We start from the raw sequence: 17540 nt of genomic DNA on the forward strand, positions 1-17540 counted from the left end.
AGGTGATCGCGCCAGTTGGAGTCAAAGTTCTGCAGCAGCACCACACGCTCAAACTGCGTGAAGTTCTCGCGGCCCACCTGCTCGACCTTGGCATTGAAGGCAGCGTGCGCGGCCTGCAAGACCTTGTCCAGGATTTCGTCGTCGGTGATTGCATTGGCGCCCTGCACTTCCTGCTGCAGCGCGATCGGCACCTGCCATTCTTCTGCGAGCGCCTTTTCCAGCGCGGCCAGATCCCACTGCTCTTCCACCGATTCGGCAGGCACATACTGGCGCACCAGATCGGTCATGCAGTCTTCGCGCATGGCCGCAATCACATCCGACAGGTCAGACGCGTCCAGGATGTCGTTGCGCTGCTGGTAGATCACCTTGCGCTGATCGTTGGCCACATCGTCGTACTCCAGCAACTGCTTGCGGATGTCGAAGTTGCGGGCCTCCACCTTGCGCTGGGCCGACTCGATGCTGCGCGTAACGATGCCCGCTTCAATGGCTTCGCCATCGGGCATCTTCAGGCGGTCCATGATCGCCTTGACGCGGTCGCCCGCGAAGATGCGCATGAGCGAATCGTCCAGGCTCAGGTAGAAACGCGAGGACCCGGGATCGCCCTGGCGGCCCGAGCGGCCACGCAGCTGGTTGTCAATGCGGCGCGACTCATGGCGCTCGGTGGCAATAATGCGCAGGCCACCCAGCGCCTTGACCTTCTCGTGGTCCACCTTCCACTGCTCGCGCAGCGCGGCTACCTTGCCCGCGCGCTCGGATTCGGTCAGGGATTCGTCGGCTTCAATCGCAGCCACATCCTTCTCGATGTTGCCGCCCAGCACGATGTCGGTGCCACGCCCAGCCATGTTGGTGGCGATGGTGATCATGCCTTCGCGTCCGGCCTGGGCCACGATGTCGGCCTCCCGGGCGTGCTGCTTGGCATTGAGCACCTGGTGCGGCAGCCCTTCCTTGTTCAGCAGCTGGTCGATGATTTCGGAGTTCTCGATCGACGTCGTACCCACCAGCACGGGCTGGCCGCGCTCGTGGCATTCGCGGATGTCCTTGATGGCGGCTTCGTACTTCTCGCGTGTGGTCTTGTACACGCGGTCCAGCTGGTCGTCGCGCTTGCTGGGACGGTTGGGCGGGATGACGGTGGTTTCCAGGCCATAGATCTCCTGGAACTCATAGGCCTCTGTATCGGCCGTACCGGTCATGCCGGCGAGCTTGTTGTACAGGCGGAAATAGTTCTGGAAGGTGATGGAAGCCAGTGTCTGGTTCTCAGCCTGGATATTCACGCCTTCCTTGGCTTCCACAGCCTGGTGCAGGCCTTCGCTCCAGCGGCGGCCCGACATCAGGCGGCCGGTGAACTCGTCCACGATGACGATTTCACCGTTCTGCACCACATAGTGCTGGTCACGGTGGTACAGGTGGTTGGCCCGCAGCGCTGCATACAGGTGGTGCATCAGCGTGATGTTGGCCGGGTCGTACACCGAGGCGTCTTCGGCGATCAGGCCGTGGCTGGCGAGGATGCGCTCGGCGCTCTCGTGGCCTTGCTCCGTCAGGAACACCTGGTGGGTCTTTTCGTCCAGCGTGAAGTCGCCGGGCTTGGTGACACCTTCGCCGGTGCGCGGGTCAGCTTCGCCTTCCTGGCGCACCAGCAACGGCACCACCTTGTTCATGGCGATGTACATTGCCGTGTGGTCTTCGGCCTGACCACTGATGATGAGCGGCGTGCGCGCTTCATCGATCAGGATGGAGTCCACCTCGTCCACGATGGCGAAGTTCAGGCCCTGCTGCACGCGGTCACCGGCCTCGTAGACCATGTTGTCGCGCAGATAATCGAAGCCGTACTCGTTGTTGGTGCCGTAGGTGATGTCGGCCCGGTACGCCGCCTGCTTTTCTTCACGGGGCATGTTGGGCAGGTTGATACCCACAGTGAGGCCCAGGAAGTTGTACAGGCGCCCCATCCACTGCGCATCGCGGTTGGCGAGGTAGTCATTCACCGTCACCACATGCACGCCCTTGCCCGAGAGGGCATTGAGATACACGGGCAGCGTTGCGGTCAGGGTCTTGCCTTCGCCAGTGCGCATTTCGGCGATCTTGCCGAAATGCAGCGCCATGCCACCGAGCAGCTGCACATCAAAGTGCCGCATCTTCATGATGCGCTTGGAGCCCTCGCGCACCACGGCAAAGGCTTCAGGCAGGATGTTGTCCAGCGACTCGCCCTTGGCCACGCGGTCCTTGAACTCCTGCGTCTTGGCCCGGAGCTGCTCGTCCGACAGCTTCTCGTACTCGGGCTCCATCGCATTGATGCGGGTCACCGTCTTGCGGTACTGCTTGAGGAGCCGGTCATTGCGGCTGCCGAATATTTTGGTGAGGAAGTTGGTGGCCATGCGAACAGGACCGCTTGTCCCGCTGTAACCAGCGCGCCAAGCGACCGAAATCCCTAAGATGAATTGAGTTCAGGTGGGTCCTGCGACCGATATTGCAAGCATTGCAACGGCGGGCAGAGAACGCCGGACCCGCGATTTTACCTGCCCGGTGCCGGTGCGGCAGGCTGTCCCGCCAGCGCAGAGGGACGAACTGCGGCTACCTGTGCACTGGTGGCCGTCCCTCCCGCATTCAGAAACTTCTGCGGGTCCTGAAAAACCCCCTGTACCAGCACCTCAAAGTGCAGATGCGGCCCGGTCGAGCGACCGGTGGTACCGATCTCCGCAATCTTTTGCCCGCGGCGCACGATGTCGCCCTGTTTGACCAAGACGCGCGAGGCGTGGGCATAGCGCGTCACCAGCTGGTTGCCATGGTCCACCTCAATCATGTTGCCGTAGGCGGGGTGGAATTCCTGGGTCACGACCACGCCCCCAGCGGCAGCCAGGATGGGCGTGCCGGTGTCGGCCTGGAAATCCAGTCCGGTGTGCAAGGCCGATTGCCCCGTGATGGGATCGACACGCCAGCCAAAACCCGAACCTGCGACACGCCCCGTGACAGGCGCATGGGTGGGAATCATCTTCTTGCGGATGTGCTGGTCAAACAGACGGGACTCCAGCACTGTCATCAGGTCCACACGCTGGTTGGTCAGGCGTTCCAGATCATCCAGGGTGGTCTGCAGCTCTTCCATGGACAGGTTGCGCGCACTCACCAGGGCTCCGCCGCGCGCGTCCGGCTTCTGAATGTCTGCTGGCGCCATGCCTGCTAGGCCCAGCACACGGTCTCCGAGGGACTCCAGCTGCACCATGCGGGCCTGCATTTCGCCCACACGCCGGGCCATGGCATCGAGGTTGGCGCGCATGAATCGGTCACGCTCGGCAAACTCATCCTTGACCACAAGGCGCACCAGCGAGCCCACGATGGGCCACCCTTCACGCGCGCCTTTCAAAAAAACCCAGTGGTACAGCCCGGCTGCCACCACCATCAGGCACAGCGAGACAGCAAGCCCCGCCAGAACCAGGCGCGTGCCAGACAAATGAATGGCCCGGCTGCGCGCCAGTCTGGCGTCCGTGATAATCAAATGCACTGCCCATACTCCTAGCCCGAAGACGCCACACCATGAATCGCCGCCACTACGCCGTCACCCTGCAGCAAGCCAGTGAGGAATCCCCTACGCTGGCAAAGCTCACAGCGCTGACACGCGACTCCAGTGATCGGCTCAAGGCCATTGAATTGCTGATTCCCGCCGCATTGCGCCCAGCGGTTCAGGCGGGCCCCATTGACGGGGACAGCTGGTGCCTGCTGGTCAAGAGCAACGCTGCGGCGGCAAAAATACGCCAACTGCTGCCTGCTTTGCAGGCGCATCTGCGCAGTCGGGGGTGGGAGGTTAACGCGATTCGCCTGAAAGTTCAAACCTGACGGCCAGCGTCAGTGCCAGGGAATGCAAAAAGCAAGAGAAATGGTGCCGGTTGTCGGAATCGAACTGACGACCTACCGCTTACAAGGCGGGTGCTCTACCAACTGAGCTAAACCGGCGAAGGCGGTATTTTATCCCGTAAAAACCGCCCAAAATTTGAAACCGCAGCTATTTGATGCGTTTCAGTGAGGGACGTGCTCCACCCTGAGAAGGCGGCGGCCGGGGTGCATCGCCGCCATCATCCTTGTGGCCGTCTTCCACGCCCACCAGTTGCACCACACGGTCTTCGGCAGCCACGGCAGCGGCAACTTCTTCAGGTTGTACTGCGGCGGGATCTGCAGCCACGGACAGCGCAGCGGGAGCTCCTTCAGCAGCAGACAGCAGATCCACCGGAGGCGGGAATGCCATGCCTTGACCGTTCTCGCGGGCGTAAATGGCGATCACACGGCCCACAGGCACCAGGATTTCGCGGGGCTTGCCACCAAAACGGGCCTTGAATTCGATGAATTCATTGCCCAGTTGCAGCGCACTGGTCGCATCAAAACTGATGTTCAGAACGATCTCACCATCCTTTACGTACTCGCGTGGCACTTGCACGGAATCGTCCACACGCACCGCCACGTAAGGCGTCAGCCCGTTGTCGGTGCACCATTCGTACAGCGCACGAATGAGATAGGGGCGCGTAGAGGTCGATTCCTGTGCGGTCATGGATGGCGGTGTTACGGCGGCGATGGAAGGATGGAAGTCTGCAGGCCGCTGCTTACTTGCGCATGACCTTTTCAGACGGCGTCAGCGCTTCAATGTAAGCAGGGCGCGAGAAGATGCGCTCGGCGTACTTGAGCAGCGGCGCCGCGTTCTTGGACAGATCAATGCCGTAGTAGTCGAGGCGCCACAACAGCGGTGCAATGGCCACGTCCAGCATCGAGAAGTTATCGCCCAACATGTACTTGTTCTTGAGGAACACCGGGGCCAGCTGCGTCAGGCGGTCACGGATGTGCGCGCGCGCCTTTTCCAATGCCTTCTCATTGCCCTTGGTCGCACGCGATTCGAGCGTGTTCACATGCACGAACAGCTCCTTCTCGAAGTTGAGCAGGAACAGACGCACACGGGCGCGATCCACCGGGTCACCGGGCATCAGCTGCGGGTGAGGGAAGCGCTCGTCGATGTACTCGTTGATGATGTTCGACTCGTACAGGATCAGGTCGCGCTCGACCAAGATGGGCACCTGGCCATACGGGTTCATCACGCTGATGTCTTCGGGCTTGTTGTACAGGTCCACATCGCGGATTTCAAAGTCCATGCCTTTTTCGAACAGGACAAAACGGCAGCGGTGGGAGAAGGGACAGGTCGTACCCGAGTAAAGCACCATCATGGTGGGAGGCTCCTAAAAATCAAAAGAGTGGGACGCCAAAAGCGCCCACTCTGTAATAAATCCAATGGCACCCCGAGGGGTGGTGGTGATGGATCTGGCGTTTACTTGACGTCCTTCCAGAACGCAGCGTTCAGGCGCCATGCAATGATGGTGAACACACCCAGGAAGATCAACACCCAGACGCCTACACGCCAACGGGTGTTTTGCGCGGGCTCACCCATCCACTGCAGGTAGTTCACCAGATCGCCAATGTTCTGATCGAACTGCAAAGGCGTCATCGTGCCGGGCTTGATCTGCTCCCAGCCCTTGAACACCTGGATCTTGTGGCCGTGGCTCTCGTGCTCTTCAAACACAGGGCGGCGATCGCCCTGGAGCTGCCAGAGCACATGGGGCATACCTGCGTTAGGAAAAGCCAGGTTGTTCCAGCCCGTGGCCTTGGTGTCGTCACGATAGAACGTGCGCAGGAAGGTGTACAGATAGTCCGCACCGGTGCCTGCATGGCCTGCACGCGAGCGTGCAATCACGGTCAGGTCGGGGGGGTTGGCGCCAAACCATTCCTTGGCCTGCTTGGGATCGATCGAAGCCTTCATGGTTTCACCCACCTTGTCGGTGGTGAACAACAGGTTGTCCTTGATCTGCTGCTCAGTCAGGCCGATGTCGCGCAAGCGGTTGAACCGCATATAGGCCGCCGAGTGACAGCTCAGGCAGTAGTTCACGAACACCTTGGCACCGTTTTGCAACGAAGCCAAGTCGTTGGTCTTGTTGGGCGCCTTGTCCCAGGCAATGGTATCGCCACCCGCAGCATGGGCAGCACCAGCAACAAGACCCACAGCGGCGATCAACGTGAGGATGATTTTTTTCATTGTGGTTATCTCCAGGCTCAGTGCGCCACAAAGGTCACGCGATCGGGCACCGGCTTGGTTTGACCAATGCGGCTCCACCAGGGCATCAGCAGGAAGAAGCCGAAGTAGAACAGGGTGCCTACTTGCGACACACGCTCACCGACAGGCGATGGCGGCTGAACACCCAGGTAACCCAGGATCAGGAAGATGATCACAAACACGCCGTACAGGTACTTGTGCCAGTCAGGACGGTAGCGGATCGACTTGACGGGGCTGTGGTCCAGCCAGGGCAGGAAGAACAGAATGATCACAGCGCCACCCATCACCACCACGCCCCAGAACTTGGCGTCGATGGACAGCATCATGGCGATGACCACCACGGCCGCACCAGCGATGCCAGCCTTGACGAAGCCGGGCAGCTTGGCCTTGAGCACGCCAAAACCAGCACCGGCGACCACACACAGCACGAGCACGTACATCATTTCGGTAGTGATGGCGCGCAGCATCGAATAGAACGGCGTGAAGTACCAGACCGGAGCAATGTGCAGCGGCGTCTTGAGCGGATCCGCAGGGATGAAGTTGTTGTATTCGAGGAAGTAACCACCGAACTCAGGTGCAAAGAACACCACGGCCGTGAATGCCATCAGGAACATGCTCAGCGCGAAGATGTCATGCACCGTGTAGTAGGGGTGGAAGGGCACACCATCGAGCGGCTTGCCGTTGGCGTCTTTGGGAGCCTTGGGACCTTTGATTTCCACGCCGTCGGGATTGTTGGAGCCCACATCATGAAGCGCCAGCAAGTGCGCCACCACCAGGCCCAGCAGCACCAGAGGCACAGCGATCACGTGGAAGCTGAAGAAGCGGTTCAGCGTAGCATCGCCCACCACATAGTCACCGCGGATCAGCAGTGCCAGATCAGGACCGATAAAGGGAATGGCGGCAAACAGGTTCACGATCACCTGGGCGCCCCAGTACGACATCTGGCCCCAGGGCAGCAGGTAGCCCATGAAAGCCTCGGCCATCAGGCACAGGAAGATGGCGCAACCGAAGATCCAGACCAACTCGCGAGGCTTGCGGTAGCTGCCGTAGATGAGGCCACGGAACATGTGCAAGTACACCACCACAAAGAACGCCGAGGCGCCTGTGGAGTGCATGTAGCGGATCAGCCAGCCCCAGGGCACATCACGCATGATGTACTCAACCGATGCGAACGCCAAGTTGGCATCGGGTTTGTAGTGCATCACCAGGAAGATGCCGGTCACGATCTGGATCACCAGCACGACCAGTGCCAGCGAACCGAAGATGTACCAGAAGTTGAAGTTCTTCGGAGCGTAGTACTCCGACATGTGCACCTTGTAGGCGTCAAAGGCCGTCGGGAACCGGTTCTCGAACCAGTTGGTGACCTTGGCGCCTGCGGAGGCGTTCGGCGAGATTTCTTTGAATTCGTGGGCCATGTCGTTCTCCGTCAAGCCTTCTTGTCTTCACCGATCACGAGGCGCGTATCGGACAGGTACATGTGCGGAGGCACCTCGAGGTTGTCGGGTGCAGGCTTGTTCTTGAAGACGCGGCCCGCCATGTCGAACGTGGAGCCGTGGCAAGGGCACAGGAAGCCGCCCTTCCAGTCGTCGGGCAGCGAAGGCTGTGCACCGGGCTGGAACTTGTCCGACGGCGAGCAACCCAAGTGCGAGCAGATGCCCACACCCACAAAAATTTCTGGTTTGATCGAGCGCGCCTCGTTGCGTGCGTACTCGGGCGTGAGTTCGGCGGGCTTGCGCTCCGACTTGGGATCGGCGAGCTGGCCGTCGAGCTTGGGCAACTCAGCCAGCTGCTCGGGGGTACGCTTGATGATCCAGACGGGCTTGCCGCGCCACTCCACAGTGACCTTTTCTCCAGGTTTGAGGGCGGAGATATCCACCTCGACAGCAGCACCAGCGGCTTTGGCACGCTCTGAGGGCTGGAAAGTACTCACGAAAGGAACGGCGGTTGCCACGCCGCCCACCGCACCAGCACATGCTGACGTGATGATCCACGTCCGCTTGCTGGAGTCGATTGGAGTGTCACTCATGGGGATCCTCGATGAACATCGCTAGATTGGGGTCAACCGCGAATTGTAGCGGAGTGAAAATGGTTATTTACAAGTGGTTTGCTGGCTTGACAGGGGTGCGAACCGGGCAATACTCCCCCATCACCGTTTTACAAGGAGCAACAAGATGGGAATGATGCAAGAGTTCAGGGAGTTCGCGGTCAAGGGCAATGTGATTGACCTCGCGGTGGGCGTCATCATTGGGGGTGCATTTGGCAAGATCGTGGATTCGGTGGTAGCGGACCTGATCATGCCGGTGGTGGGGCTGGTCTTCGGCAAGCTCGACTTCTCCAACCTGTTCATCGTGCTGGGCAATGTGCCTCCAGGCACGGGCACCACACTCGATGCCCTCAAAAAAGCTGGCGTACCGGTGTTTGCCTATGGCAACTTCCTGACTGTGGCGGTCAACTTTGTGATCCTGGCGTTCATCATCTTCATGATGATCAAGCAGATCAACCGCCTCAAGCGAGAAGCCCCTGCTGCCGAACCGGCTGCGCCTGTCGCCCCGCCTGAAGACATCGTGCTGCTGCGCGAAATTCGCGACAGCCTGAAGAAGTAACGCCCCGGGGACGCGGCATTTCTGGCCGCACAAAAAGAAACGCCACAGCTGCGCTGGCACTGCCAGCCGCCGGTGGCGTCGGTTTTTGTGCCGCCTGCTCGCACGACTGAGCCACCAGCCTGGCGCTCATGTTTGAACGATTCATTTGATATCGATCAGCGCTTGGTTTCAAGGCTGCAGCCGCCACCTCATCCACACAGCGCACGCGCCATTCGCACCGCCTCGACCAGGCTGGAAGCATCTGCAATGCCTTTCCCAGCAATGTCAAACGCTGTGCCATGGTCCGGGCTGGTACGCACCAGCGGCAGGCCCAGGGTCACGTTCACGCCCTTTTCCACCCCCAGGTACTTCACCGGAATCAAGCCCTGGTCGTGGTACATCGCGATAACCACGTCAAACTCGCCTGCGCGCTGCGGGGTGCTGCGCGCGCGCATGAACACCGTGTCCGGTGCAAACGGGCCGTGCACATCCAGCCCCTGCGCATACGCCGCTGCGATGGCCGGGGAGATCACCTCCAGCTCCTCGCGGCCGAACAGACCGCCCTCGCCCGCATGGGGGTTCAACCCTGCCACACCCATGCGGGGCACACGGCCCAGGCTGCGCTGCAGCGCGGTGTGGGTGATGCGCAGCGTCTGCAGCACGTTGTCCTCCGTCACCGCCGCAATGGCATCGCGCAGCGACACGTGAATGCTGACGAGCACGGTGCGCAGTTCGTCATTCGCCAGCATCATGCGCACCGGCATCCGGTCCAGCGGCACGCCCTGGTGCGCGGCGGCCTCTGCCTGCAAAAGCTCCGTGTGCCCCGGGAAATCCACCCCCGCCGCCGACAGCGCCTCCTTGTGCAACGGGGCCGTCACCAGTGCCGCAATTTCCCCACGCAGGGCTGCACGCGCCGCCCAGACCACGCTGTCGGCCGCAGCACGGCCCGCCGCTGCACTGATCTGACCCCAGGGCTGAGGGCCAGGGATACCAGACAATGGAAACACGGGCATACAACGGGGGGGCATACCCACTGCCTCGCCCGGTGAGTGGATCTGCGCCACAGGCAAACTGGGCATGCCGGGGCGCGCAATGACTTCCGCAGCGCGCCGCAAAGTGGCCACGTTACCGGCCACAAAGCAGTGGCGTAGCTGGTCAGGCGCATCGCGAAAGGCCTTGGCCACAATCTCGGGGCCGATTCCGGCAGGGTCACCCTGGGTGATGGCAATGGGTTGCATGGATTGCATGGGCTTTACGGGTTTAAGGCCGAATGTGCCGGTAGCGCTAGTTATCCATGCGCTACCAGCTATGAATATGTGAGCAACCTACGTCAGCTGACAGCAGTACAGCGGGGTGCGGTGGGTTACGCGGGATTGTCGATTTCGATGAACTGGTGGCTCAGCCCCCACAGCCCTGCCACATGGGCCGCCACCGCAGGCGCGCCATAGCGCTCGGTGGCATGGTGCCCGGCCGCAATGAAACCCACACCCATCTCGCGCGCCAGATGCGCCTGGGGCTCGGAGATTTCGCCAGTGATGAAAACGTCAGCCCCTGCGGCGATGGCCGACTCGAAATATCCTTGCGCACCGCCCGTGCACCATGCCACGCGACGCACGGGGCGCTGCACAGCAGCCACACCACCAGCATCGCTTGGCGGCACCAGCGTCACAGGGCGCCTCAGCGCGTTGGCGACATGGTCGGCCAGGGCCTGGACATTTTCAAACGCCGCAGGCGCTGCAAAGCCCAGGTTCTGCTCGCCAAACCGCGCATCGGCTGCCAAGCCCAGCACGCGCCCCAGCTGCGCGTTGTTACCCAACTCGGCATGGGCATCGAGCGGCAGGTGGTAGGCAAACAGGTTGATGTCGTGTGCCAGCAGCAGCTGCAGCCGCTGCTTCATCCAGCCGGTCACACGGCCGTCCTGCCCGCGCCAGAACAGGCCATGGTGCACAAAAATGGCGTCGGCCTGCGCGGCAATGGCGGCTTCAATTAACGCGCGGCTGGCGGTGACGCCGCTGACCACACGCCGGATCTCGGCCTTGCCCTCGACCTGCAGGCCGTTGGGGCCGTAGTCTTTGAACAGATGGGGCTGCAACAGTGCGTTGAACGCCTCGTGCAATGCGTTCCGGGAGACAGGATCAGGGTCGTTGCGGTTGGAAGTCATACCCCTATTGTGGTCGGACGCGCAGTGGCCCCAAAAAAACAAGGCGCTACCAGAGCGCCTTGAGTGATGGTCGCACACGGCCGTTGGACTGCCGCGCGCACGCTCGTTGCGAAACGCGCTTACTTGTAGAGCACCTCAGGCAGCCACAAGCCGATGCCGGGGAACATGTACAGCAGGATGATCGCCAGCACCTGGATACCCATGAAAGGCAACATGCCCGCAAAAATCTGGTTGAGCGTCACGTGCTTGGGAGCCACGCCCTTCAGGTAAAAAGCACTCATGGCCACCGGTGGGCTCAAGAAGGCAGTCTGCAGGTTCAGCGCCACCAGCAAGCCAAAGAACAAGGGGTCCACCCCAAAGTTGTCGAGCAAAGGGATGAATATGGGCATGAAGATCACGATGATCTCGGTCCACTCGAGTGGCCAGCCCAGGATGAAAATGATGACCTGCGACAGCACCAGGAACTGGGTCTTGGTGAGGTTCATGCTCAGCACCCACTGCTCGACCAGCTCTTGCCCGCCCAGCAGCGCAAACGCGGCCGAGAAGATCGCAGAGCCCACGAACAGCCAGCACACCATGGCACTGGTCTTGGCGGTCAGGAACACCGACTCCTTGACCACCCCGAATGTGAGCTGCCGGTAGGCAGCCGCCAACACGAATCCGCCAAACGCTCCCACCGCAGCCGCCTCGGTGGGGGTGGCCAGCCCAAACACGATGGAACCCAACACCGCAAGGATCAGCACCAGCAGCGGGAAGAAGCTGGACAAAAGCATCTTGAACACTTCCAGCCGGGCGTAGGTCAGGATGGCATAGAAGACAGCCAGGGCCAGCGCGCCAATACCCAGCCCGATCCAGAAACCGGTGGATGCGGGTTTGGCGGTGGCAGCCTCCCCAGCAGCAGCAGGGGCCGTATTGCTTGCAGCAGCGGGAGGCTCTGCCACAGAGCCTGTAGTGTTCTGTGCCGCAGTCTCGGCCCCTGGGGGTTCGGTTACCGCGTCAGCCACAGGGGGTTCAGCCAGGCCAGAGCCTTCTGGCTCTGCCAGACCTGCGCCAGACGATGTGTCTTCATTGGCGCCCGAACCCATGGCCTGCAATTCGGTGTAGGCCTCCTCCACCACCACGCGGGTCGCGTTCTGGTAACTTGCCACTGCGACCACGGCAAACAGGATGGCGGGCAGCAATGCGATGCCCAGCTGACCGAGCAGATAGCGGGTGGAGACGCCCCGGTTACGAGACCCCTTCAATGCACTGACCAAGCTACCCAGGGCCCAGCCGTCGGACGAGGCACCAATGGACTTGAGGCCAGCAGGCAGCGGGACCGCACGTTGCTCAGGGGTGAGCGGCGGCGCCCAGTCAGGCCTGATTTTGGCCATGATAATCACGTAAACGATGTACAGGCCTGCCAGCATGATGCCGGGGAAGAACGCCCCCGCATACAACTGCACCACCGACACTCCAGCGGTGGCGCCATAGACGATCAGCAGTACCGAAGGGGGAATCAGAATGCCCAGGCACCCCCCCGCTGTGATTGCGCCAGCAGACAGGCGCACGTCATAACCAGCCCGCAACATCTGCGGCAGCGCCAGCAACCCCATGAGCGTGACCACAGCGCCGACGATGCCTGTGGCGGTGGCGAACACCGCGCAGGTCACGAGCGTAGCGACGCCCAGCGACCCGGGCACACGCGCCAGTGCGAGATGCAGGCTATGGAACAGCTTTTCGATCAGGTTGGCGCGTTCAACAAGGTACCCCATGAACACGAACAGCGGGATCGAAATCAGCACGTCGTTGCCCATGACCGAGAACGCGCGCTGCACCATCAGGTCAAGCGTCTGCTTGAGCGCCCCGGCCGCCGTCTGGTCGCCGGAATGGTAGGCAAAAAACGCGAACAGGATGCCCATCCCCATGAGCGTGAAGGCCGTTGGAAAGCCCAGCATGATGGCCACCACCACCAGCGACAGCATGAGCAGGCCGTAATGGCCGTTGGTCATCTTGTCCACACTGAACACCATCGCGAGGGCCGCGATGACGATCAGTCCCATCAGGGTGAAGCCGAAATACAGCTCTTTGCGAATCTTCATCACTGGCCACCTTTCTGCGGAACGAGGCGGTCCAGCGCTTCGATATCGGCGTCTTTGACATGCACCATCTGCTTGAGCTTGTCGACATCGACCTCTTCGACATCCTCCTCACGATTCGGCCACGCCCCAGTACGAATACAGATCACGCAGCGGATGATTTCCACCACCCCTTGAAGCAGCAAAAATGCTCCTGCCAGGGGAACCACAAACTTGAACGGGTACACCGGCAACGGGTCCGCATTGAACGTCTGTTCACGCATGGCGAGCGAATCCTGAAAAAAGAACCAGCCCGCATAGGTCAGCGCAATGATGCCGGGCAGAAAGAACAGGATGTACAGCACCAGATCGACCCAGGCCTGCGTGCGCGGCGAGAAGAAACCGTAGAGCACGTCACCGCGCACGTGGCCGCTCTTGGCCAGCGTGTAGGCGCCCGCGGTCATGAACAGCACGCCGTACAGCATGATCTGGGCATCCAGCACCCAGGCATGGGGCTTGTTGAGGACGTAGCGTGAGAAAACCTCCCAGGTGATCAGCAGCGTGAGGCCGACCACACTCCAGGCGCAGGCCTTGCCAAACCAGGTAGATGTCCGGTCGATGGTGAGTAGTAGTTTTTGCATGGCTTACTTATTTCGGGACAGAAAAAAGGCGCCTGAAGGCTGCTGCCTGTAGGCGCCCTAGATGCACTGCAATGGCCTATGCCTTCTTGGCCCCCTTGCCAAAGTAATGGTTGTAGGCCATCTTGAAGTCCACCATGTAATCGTTCTGCCATTGCCCTGCACGCTGGGCAAAAGCCTTTTGCGACTCCAGGATCTTCTTAAACAGCGGGTTCTCGTCGCCCTTCTTGACAATGATCTTGTCCCAGGCCGCCAGCTGGGCACGCAGGATGGCATCGGGGGTCTTGTAGAACTTGACGCCCTGTTTCTTGAGTTCGTCGTAGTCCTTTGAATTGCGCTCAATGGCCTTCCAGCTCATGTCTGCACTGGCCGCCTGCACGGCGTAATCGACGATCGCCTTGAGTTCGGCAGGCAAGGCGTTGAGCTTGCCCTTGTTGAACAGGATTTCGAACTGCTCGCCACTTTGGTGAAAACTTTGCAGCATGCAGTTCTTGACCACATCGGGAAAGCCCAGGACCCGGTCGGACGACGCGTTGTTGAACTCAGCCCCGTCAATCAGCCCCCGATCCAGCGCAGGAACGATTTCGCCGCCAGGCAGAGGGTTCACCGCCGCCCCCATCTCGGTGTACATGTCGACCGCCAACCCCACGGTGCGGAACTTCACGCCCTTCATGTCTTCGACCTTGGCGATGGGTTTTTTGAACCAGCCAAACGGCTGCGAGGGCATGGGGCCATACAGGTACGAAACCACGTCCAGGTTAAGGCTCTTGTAGATCTCTTCCAGCAACGCCTTGCCACCGCCGTAGTTGTGCCATGCCAGCACCATGTTCGGGTCCATGCCAAAAGCCGGGCCAGAGCCCCACAGCGCCAGCGCAGAGTTCTTGCCATAGTGGTAGGCCACCACACCGTGGCCGCCGTCGAGCGTGCCCTTGCCTACGGCTTCGAGCAACTGGAACGCAGGCACCACCGCCCCGGCTGGCAACACCTCAATCTTGAGGCGCCCGCCCGCCATGTCGTTCACCTTCTTCGCGAAATCCTGTGCGTACTCGTGGAAGATGTCCTTGGCCGGCCAGGTGCTCTGAAAGCGCAGACTCGTTGTCTGCGCGGTGGCGACCATGGGCGCGCTCAATGCGCCTGCAGCGACGGCGGCGCCTTTGAGCAGGCTGCGACGGCGTGGGGTGTTGCTATGCGTCATGAATGTCTCCGTGATGTTGATGCAATCTTTTGTTGCAATTTCATTGTCGGCATGGCGGCAGCCAGCCCTACAGGGTTTCCACCATCCGATCCATGACGAAACCTGCAAAGACCGTGAAAAAAAATTCACAGCCACCAAATATCACTCCGCAGCCAGTTTTCCACCGGCGCACGGCTCTTGCGCACGACTGGGACGGCGGTTCAGCGACAATCGTTGGCGAGCTGCCCAACACGGCAACTGTTCCTCTCTGAGTCCTTCCCCTCAGTCACCCCAAGACACCATGAAGCGCATTTGGCTCCTCTTTTCCCAGTCCGTGACGGTCCTCGTTGCGGCCTACTTTGTTGTCGCCACGCTCCAGCCCGAATGGCTGGGCCGGGGTACCACACGCTCCGGGGCGGGCATTGCGCTGCTGGAGGCGCCCGCCACACCCCCGTCGCAGCCCGCAGCGGGCAGCTTCAGCGGCGCAGCGCGCAAGGCCGCGCCAGCCGTGGTCAGCATCAACACCAGCAAGGAAGTGCGCCACCCCCGCAGCAACGACCCCTGGTTCCAGTTCTTCTTTGGCGACCAGGGCAGTCAGGCGCAGGCGGGTCTGGGCAGCGGCGTGATCGTCAGCCCCGATGGCTACATCCTGACCAACAACCACGTGGTGGAAGGTGCTGACGAGATCGAAGTCACCCTCACCGACAGCCGCCGCGCCCGTGCGCGTGTGATCGGCACCGACCCCGACACTGACCTGGCCATCCTCAAGATCGAATTGGACAAGCTGCCCGTCATCGTCCTGGGCAACTCCGACGCACTGGACGTGGGCGACCAGGTACTGGCCATTGGCAACCCCTTCGGCGTGGGGCAGACCGTGACCAGCGGCATCGTGAGCGCACTGGGCCGCAGTCAGCTGGGCATCAACACGTTTGAAAACTTCATCCAGACTGACGCTGCCATCAACCCTGGCAATTCGGGCGGTGCGCTGGTGGATGTGAACGGCAACCTCATGGGCATCAACACCGCGATCTACTCGCGCTCGGGCGGCAGCATGGGCATCGGGTTTGCCATTCCGGTCTCCACAGCCCGCATGGTGCTGGACGGCATCGTCAAGGACGGCCAGGTCACACGCGGCTGGATTGGCGTCGAGCCCAATGAGCTGTCGCCCGAACTGGCAGAAACCTTTGGCGTGAAAAAGGCCACCGAGGGCGTGATCATCACCGGCGTGCTGCAGGACGGCCCCGCCGCACAGGCCGGCATGCGGCCCGGTGACGTGATCGTGCAGGTGGATGGAAAGACCGTGAGCAATGTGTCACAGCTGCTGACAGCCGTGGCGGCACTCAAGCCGGGCCAGGCTGCGGCGTTCGATGTGCAGCGGGCCGACAAGCGGGTCGAACTGAGCATCAACCCGGGCGTACGCCCCCGACCTCAGCGCAATGTGAGGCGCTGATACTCTCGCAGCCTCGGATCGGCCTCTTCACCGCCGGGGGCGGGCCGTCACAGAAGCGGCAGAGCGTAGGGTGAGACCGGCAAAAGTCGGCGGCCTTGATACCCCTCTTGCAGGGTCAAGCTGGGGTGAAGCACAGGCAGGCAGACAGGAAGGGCGCCGGTGCGGGCGAGCAGTGTTACGCCCACTGACGTGCCGCCCCCACACAGCACTATAAAAAACATAGCTGCAAGCGCATATTGCACTAGCGCTTGCAGCGCTTTTTATTGATTTTTCTTTCTCATCGCCCAAGCGGAGTTCCCCGGACGCGATTTGCGCATCCACCCCGCTGCAGCCCGCCAAAGTGCGGGGCTGGTCGGTCAGGATGCGGAAGCGGATTCCCCGGGCTCTTCGGGCGCCTTGGTGTGCTTGATGAAGATCTGGGCGGCCCAGATACCCACCTCGTACAGCAGGCACATGGGCACGGCCAGCGACAGCTGCGACACCACATCGGGTGGCGTCACGACGGCTGCCACCACAAAGGCCAGCACGATGAAGTAGCCGCGAAACTCGCGCAGCTTTTGCACGCTCACGATGCCCATGCGGGCCAGCACCACCACAGCAATCGGCACCTCAAAGGCCAAGCCGAACGCCAGGAACATGGACAGCACAAAACTCAGATAGGCCTCGATGTCAGGCGCGGCCGTGATGCTCTTGGGTGCAAAGCTCTGGATAAAGGCGAACACCTGGCCAAAGACCAGGTAGTAGCAAAACGCCACCCCGATGAAGAACAGCAACGTGCTGGAGACCACCAGCGGCAGCACCAGCTTTTTCTCGTGCGAATACAGGCCAGGGGCTACAAAAGCCCAGATCTGCCACAACACAAAAGGCAGTGCCAGCAGGAATGCCGACATCAGCAAAATCTTGAGCGGCACCATGAACGGCGAGATCACCGAGGTGGCGATCAGCGTGGCCCCTTTGGGGAGGTGGGCCACCAGGGGGGCGGCCAGAAAATCGTACAACGCGCCGGGGCCCGGGAAGAAGAACAGGATCGCTGCCGCAATGGCGATGGCGATCATGGCCTTGACCAGCCGGTCGCGCAGCTCCATGAGGTGCTGTACGAACGGCTGCTCGGTGCCGGCCAGTTCGTCTTCTTTGGTGGGGGTTTCGGACATGGTGGGTTTTCGTGGGCGTCAGGGCCGCCCATGCAGCGCACGGGGCGCCGCAGGCTGCGTCAGTGGAATTTTTGGGGGCGGTAACGTGCTACGCGGGCTGCGCCAGACTGTGCCTTGGTGCGCACACCACTGCGGGCCTTGTACCACTGGGGCACCGCACCACGCTTGAGGCGCCAGTTCTTGCCGGGGTGCTTGTAGGCAGGCACCACGGCCGCCTGCTCCCGCAGGTCGGCGTTGTTGCTGGAATCGATGGC

The 17540-nt window shown here is 61.3% G+C and carries 17 protein-coding genes, 1 tRNA gene and 1 pseudogene; 4 read left to right on the top strand and 15 right to left on the bottom strand.

The window, feature by feature from the left end; all coding sequences use genetic code 11:
* Both secA and ISS20_RS16730 read right to left on the bottom strand, forming a co-directional pair.
* On the bottom strand, nt 1-2369 hold a 2369-nt coding region (secA, locus tag ISS20_RS16725; protein ID WP_291438109.1), incomplete at its 3' end, for a preprotein translocase subunit SecA.
* A 137-nt stretch (nt 2370-2506) separates the two neighbouring features.
* On the bottom strand, nt 2507-3490 hold the full coding sequence (locus tag ISS20_RS16730; RefSeq protein ID WP_291438110.1) for a M23 family metallopeptidase: 984 nt from the start codon (nt 3488-3490) through the stop codon (nt 2507-2509).
* Between the two features lie 32 nt (nt 3491-3522).
* Between ISS20_RS16730 and ISS20_RS16735 the strand changes: the two genes are divergently transcribed.
* A complete protein-coding gene (locus ISS20_RS16735; RefSeq protein ID WP_056060290.1) occupies nt 3523-3822 on the top strand; it encodes a hypothetical protein in 300 nt (99 codons plus the stop codon).
* Nucleotides 3823-3863: 41 nt separating this feature from the next.
* Here the strand turns inward: ISS20_RS16735 and ISS20_RS16740 are convergent.
* The 6 genes from ISS20_RS16740 to petA all read right to left on the bottom strand — a co-directional run bounded on the left by ISS20_RS16740 (nt 3864) and on the right by petA (nt 8099).
* Nucleotides 3864-3939 (bottom strand) — tRNA-Thr (locus tag ISS20_RS16740).
* 49 nt (nt 3940-3988) lie between these two features.
* Entirely contained in the window at nt 3989-4528 is a 540-nt protein-coding gene (locus tag ISS20_RS16745; protein WP_291438111.1) for a ClpXP protease specificity-enhancing factor, read from the bottom strand.
* 52 nt (nt 4529-4580) lie between these two features.
* The gene (locus tag ISS20_RS16750) at nt 4581-5192 is read right to left on the bottom strand and encodes a glutathione S-transferase N-terminal domain-containing protein (protein ID WP_005794209.1); all 612 of its coding nucleotides are present in this window, start codon (nt 5190-5192) and stop codon (nt 4581-4583) included.
* Nucleotides 5193-5293: 101 nt separating this feature from the next.
* Nucleotides 5294-6055: a cytochrome c1 gene (locus tag ISS20_RS16755; RefSeq protein ID WP_291438112.1), complete on the bottom strand. Its 762-nt coding sequence runs from the start codon at nt 6053-6055 to the stop codon at nt 5294-5296.
* A 17-nt stretch (nt 6056-6072) separates the two neighbouring features.
* Entirely contained in the window at nt 6073-7488 is a 1416-nt protein-coding gene (locus ISS20_RS16760; RefSeq protein WP_291438113.1) for a cytochrome bc complex cytochrome b subunit, read from the bottom strand.
* A gap of 11 nt (nt 7489-7499) precedes the next feature.
* Entirely contained in the window at nt 7500-8099 is a 600-nt protein-coding gene (petA, locus tag ISS20_RS16765) for a ubiquinol-cytochrome c reductase iron-sulfur subunit (RefSeq protein WP_274112703.1), read from the bottom strand.
* Nucleotides 8100-8244: 145 nt separating this feature from the next.
* Between petA and mscL the strand changes: the two genes are divergently transcribed.
* Entirely contained in the window at nt 8245-8676 is a 432-nt protein-coding gene (mscL, locus tag ISS20_RS16770; RefSeq protein WP_291438114.1) for a large conductance mechanosensitive channel protein MscL, read from the top strand.
* Nucleotides 8677-8864: 188 nt separating this feature from the next.
* Here mscL and pdxA read toward each other — a convergent pair whose 3' ends face one another.
* The 5 genes from pdxA to ISS20_RS16795 all read right to left on the bottom strand — a co-directional run bounded on the left by pdxA (nt 8865) and on the right by ISS20_RS16795 (nt 14706).
* A complete protein-coding gene (gene pdxA / locus ISS20_RS16775; protein WP_291438122.1) occupies nt 8865-9893 on the bottom strand; it encodes a 4-hydroxythreonine-4-phosphate dehydrogenase PdxA in 1029 nt (342 codons plus the stop codon).
* 125 nt (nt 9894-10018) lie between these two features.
* The gene (locus ISS20_RS16780; protein WP_291438115.1) at nt 10019-10816 is read right to left on the bottom strand and encodes a Nif3-like dinuclear metal center hexameric protein; all 798 of its coding nucleotides are present in this window, start codon (nt 10814-10816) and stop codon (nt 10019-10021) included.
* 119 nt (nt 10817-10935) lie between these two features.
* Entirely contained in the window at nt 10936-12897 is a 1962-nt protein-coding gene (locus ISS20_RS16785) for a TRAP transporter large permease subunit (protein ID WP_291438116.1), read from the bottom strand.
* Nucleotides 12897-13514 carry a TRAP transporter small permease subunit gene (locus ISS20_RS16790; RefSeq protein WP_291438117.1) on the bottom strand — a complete coding sequence of 206 codons (618 nt, stop codon included), beginning with the start codon at nt 13512-13514 and terminating at the stop codon, nt 12897-12899. The genes ISS20_RS16785 and ISS20_RS16790 overlap by 1 nt, the downstream gene beginning before the upstream one ends.
* A gap of 76 nt (nt 13515-13590) precedes the next feature.
* On the bottom strand, nt 13591-14706 hold the full coding sequence (locus tag ISS20_RS16795) for a TRAP transporter substrate-binding protein (RefSeq protein ID WP_291438118.1): 1116 nt from the start codon (nt 14704-14706) through the stop codon (nt 13591-13593).
* A 92-nt stretch (nt 14707-14798) separates the two neighbouring features.
* Here ISS20_RS16795 and ISS20_RS16800 point away from each other — a divergent pair, with 92 nt between their 5' ends.
* Nucleotides 14799-14957: a hypothetical protein gene (locus ISS20_RS16800; RefSeq protein WP_291438119.1), complete on the top strand. Its 159-nt coding sequence runs from the start codon at nt 14799-14801 to the stop codon at nt 14955-14957.
* Nucleotides 14958-14986: 29 nt separating this feature from the next.
* A complete protein-coding gene (locus ISS20_RS16805) occupies nt 14987-16135 on the top strand; it encodes a Do family serine endopeptidase (RefSeq protein ID WP_291438120.1) in 1149 nt (382 codons plus the stop codon).
* A gap of 356 nt (nt 16136-16491) precedes the next feature.
* Here the strand turns inward: ISS20_RS16805 and tatC are convergent, their stop codons facing one another.
* Both tatC and tatB read right to left on the bottom strand, forming a co-directional pair.
* Nucleotides 16492-17286 (bottom strand): twin-arginine translocase subunit TatC, encoded by a 795-nt coding sequence (gene tatC, locus ISS20_RS16810; protein WP_291438121.1) that lies wholly within the window; start codon nt 17284-17286, stop codon nt 16492-16494.
* 59 nt (nt 17287-17345) lie between these two features.
* Nucleotides 17346-17540 (bottom strand): annotated as a pseudogene (tatB, locus tag ISS20_RS16815) (twin-arginine translocase subunit TatB); the annotation flags it as partial.

This window comes from Acidovorax sp., from assembly GCF_016783915.1.
Lineage (GTDB): Bacteria > Pseudomonadota > Gammaproteobacteria > Burkholderiales > Burkholderiaceae_C > Acidovorax.

Bases quoted from the DNA above. Each gene is read 5' to 3' on its own strand.
- ISS20_RS16735 (WP_056060290.1), top strand. From the start codon at position 3,523: ATGAATCGCCGCCACTACGCCGTCACCCTGCAGCAAGCCAGTGAGGAA.
- ISS20_RS16745 (WP_291438111.1), bottom strand. From the start codon at position 4,528: ATGACCGCACAGGAATCGACCTCTACGCGCCCCTATCTCATTCGTGCG.
- ISS20_RS16750 (WP_005794209.1), bottom strand. From the start codon at position 5,192: ATGATGGTGCTTTACTCGGGTACGACCTGTCCCTTCTCCCACCGCTGC.
- ISS20_RS16755 (WP_291438112.1), bottom strand. From the start codon at position 6,055: ATGAAAAAAATCATCCTCACGTTGATCGCCGCTGTGGGTCTTGTTGCT.
- ISS20_RS16760 (WP_291438113.1), bottom strand. From the start codon at position 7,488: ATGGCCCACGAATTCAAAGAAATCTCGCCGAACGCCTCCGCAGGCGCC.
- petA (WP_274112703.1), bottom strand. From the start codon at position 8,099: ATGAGTGACACTCCAATCGACTCCAGCAAGCGGACGTGGATCATCACG.
- mscL (WP_291438114.1), top strand. From the start codon at position 8,245: ATGGGAATGATGCAAGAGTTCAGGGAGTTCGCGGTCAAGGGCAATGTG.
- pdxA (WP_291438122.1), bottom strand. From the start codon at position 9,893: ATGCAACCCATTGCCATCACCCAGGGTGACCCTGCCGGAATCGGCCCC.
- ISS20_RS16780 (WP_291438115.1), bottom strand. From the start codon at position 10,816: ATGACTTCCAACCGCAACGACCCTGATCCTGTCTCCCGGAACGCATTG.
- ISS20_RS16785 (WP_291438116.1), bottom strand. From the start codon at position 12,897: ATGAAGATTCGCAAAGAGCTGTATTTCGGCTTCACCCTGATGGGACTG.
- ISS20_RS16790 (WP_291438117.1), bottom strand. From the start codon at position 13,514: ATGCAAAAACTACTACTCACCATCGACCGGACATCTACCTGGTTTGGC.
- ISS20_RS16795 (WP_291438118.1), bottom strand. From the start codon at position 14,706: ATGACGCATAGCAACACCCCACGCCGTCGCAGCCTGCTCAAAGGCGCC.
- ISS20_RS16800 (WP_291438119.1), top strand. From the start codon at position 14,799: ATGACGAAACCTGCAAAGACCGTGAAAAAAAATTCACAGCCACCAAAT.
- ISS20_RS16805 (WP_291438120.1), top strand. From the start codon at position 14,987: ATGAAGCGCATTTGGCTCCTCTTTTCCCAGTCCGTGACGGTCCTCGTT.
- tatC (WP_291438121.1), bottom strand. From the start codon at position 17,286: ATGTCCGAAACCCCCACCAAAGAAGACGAACTGGCCGGCACCGAGCAG.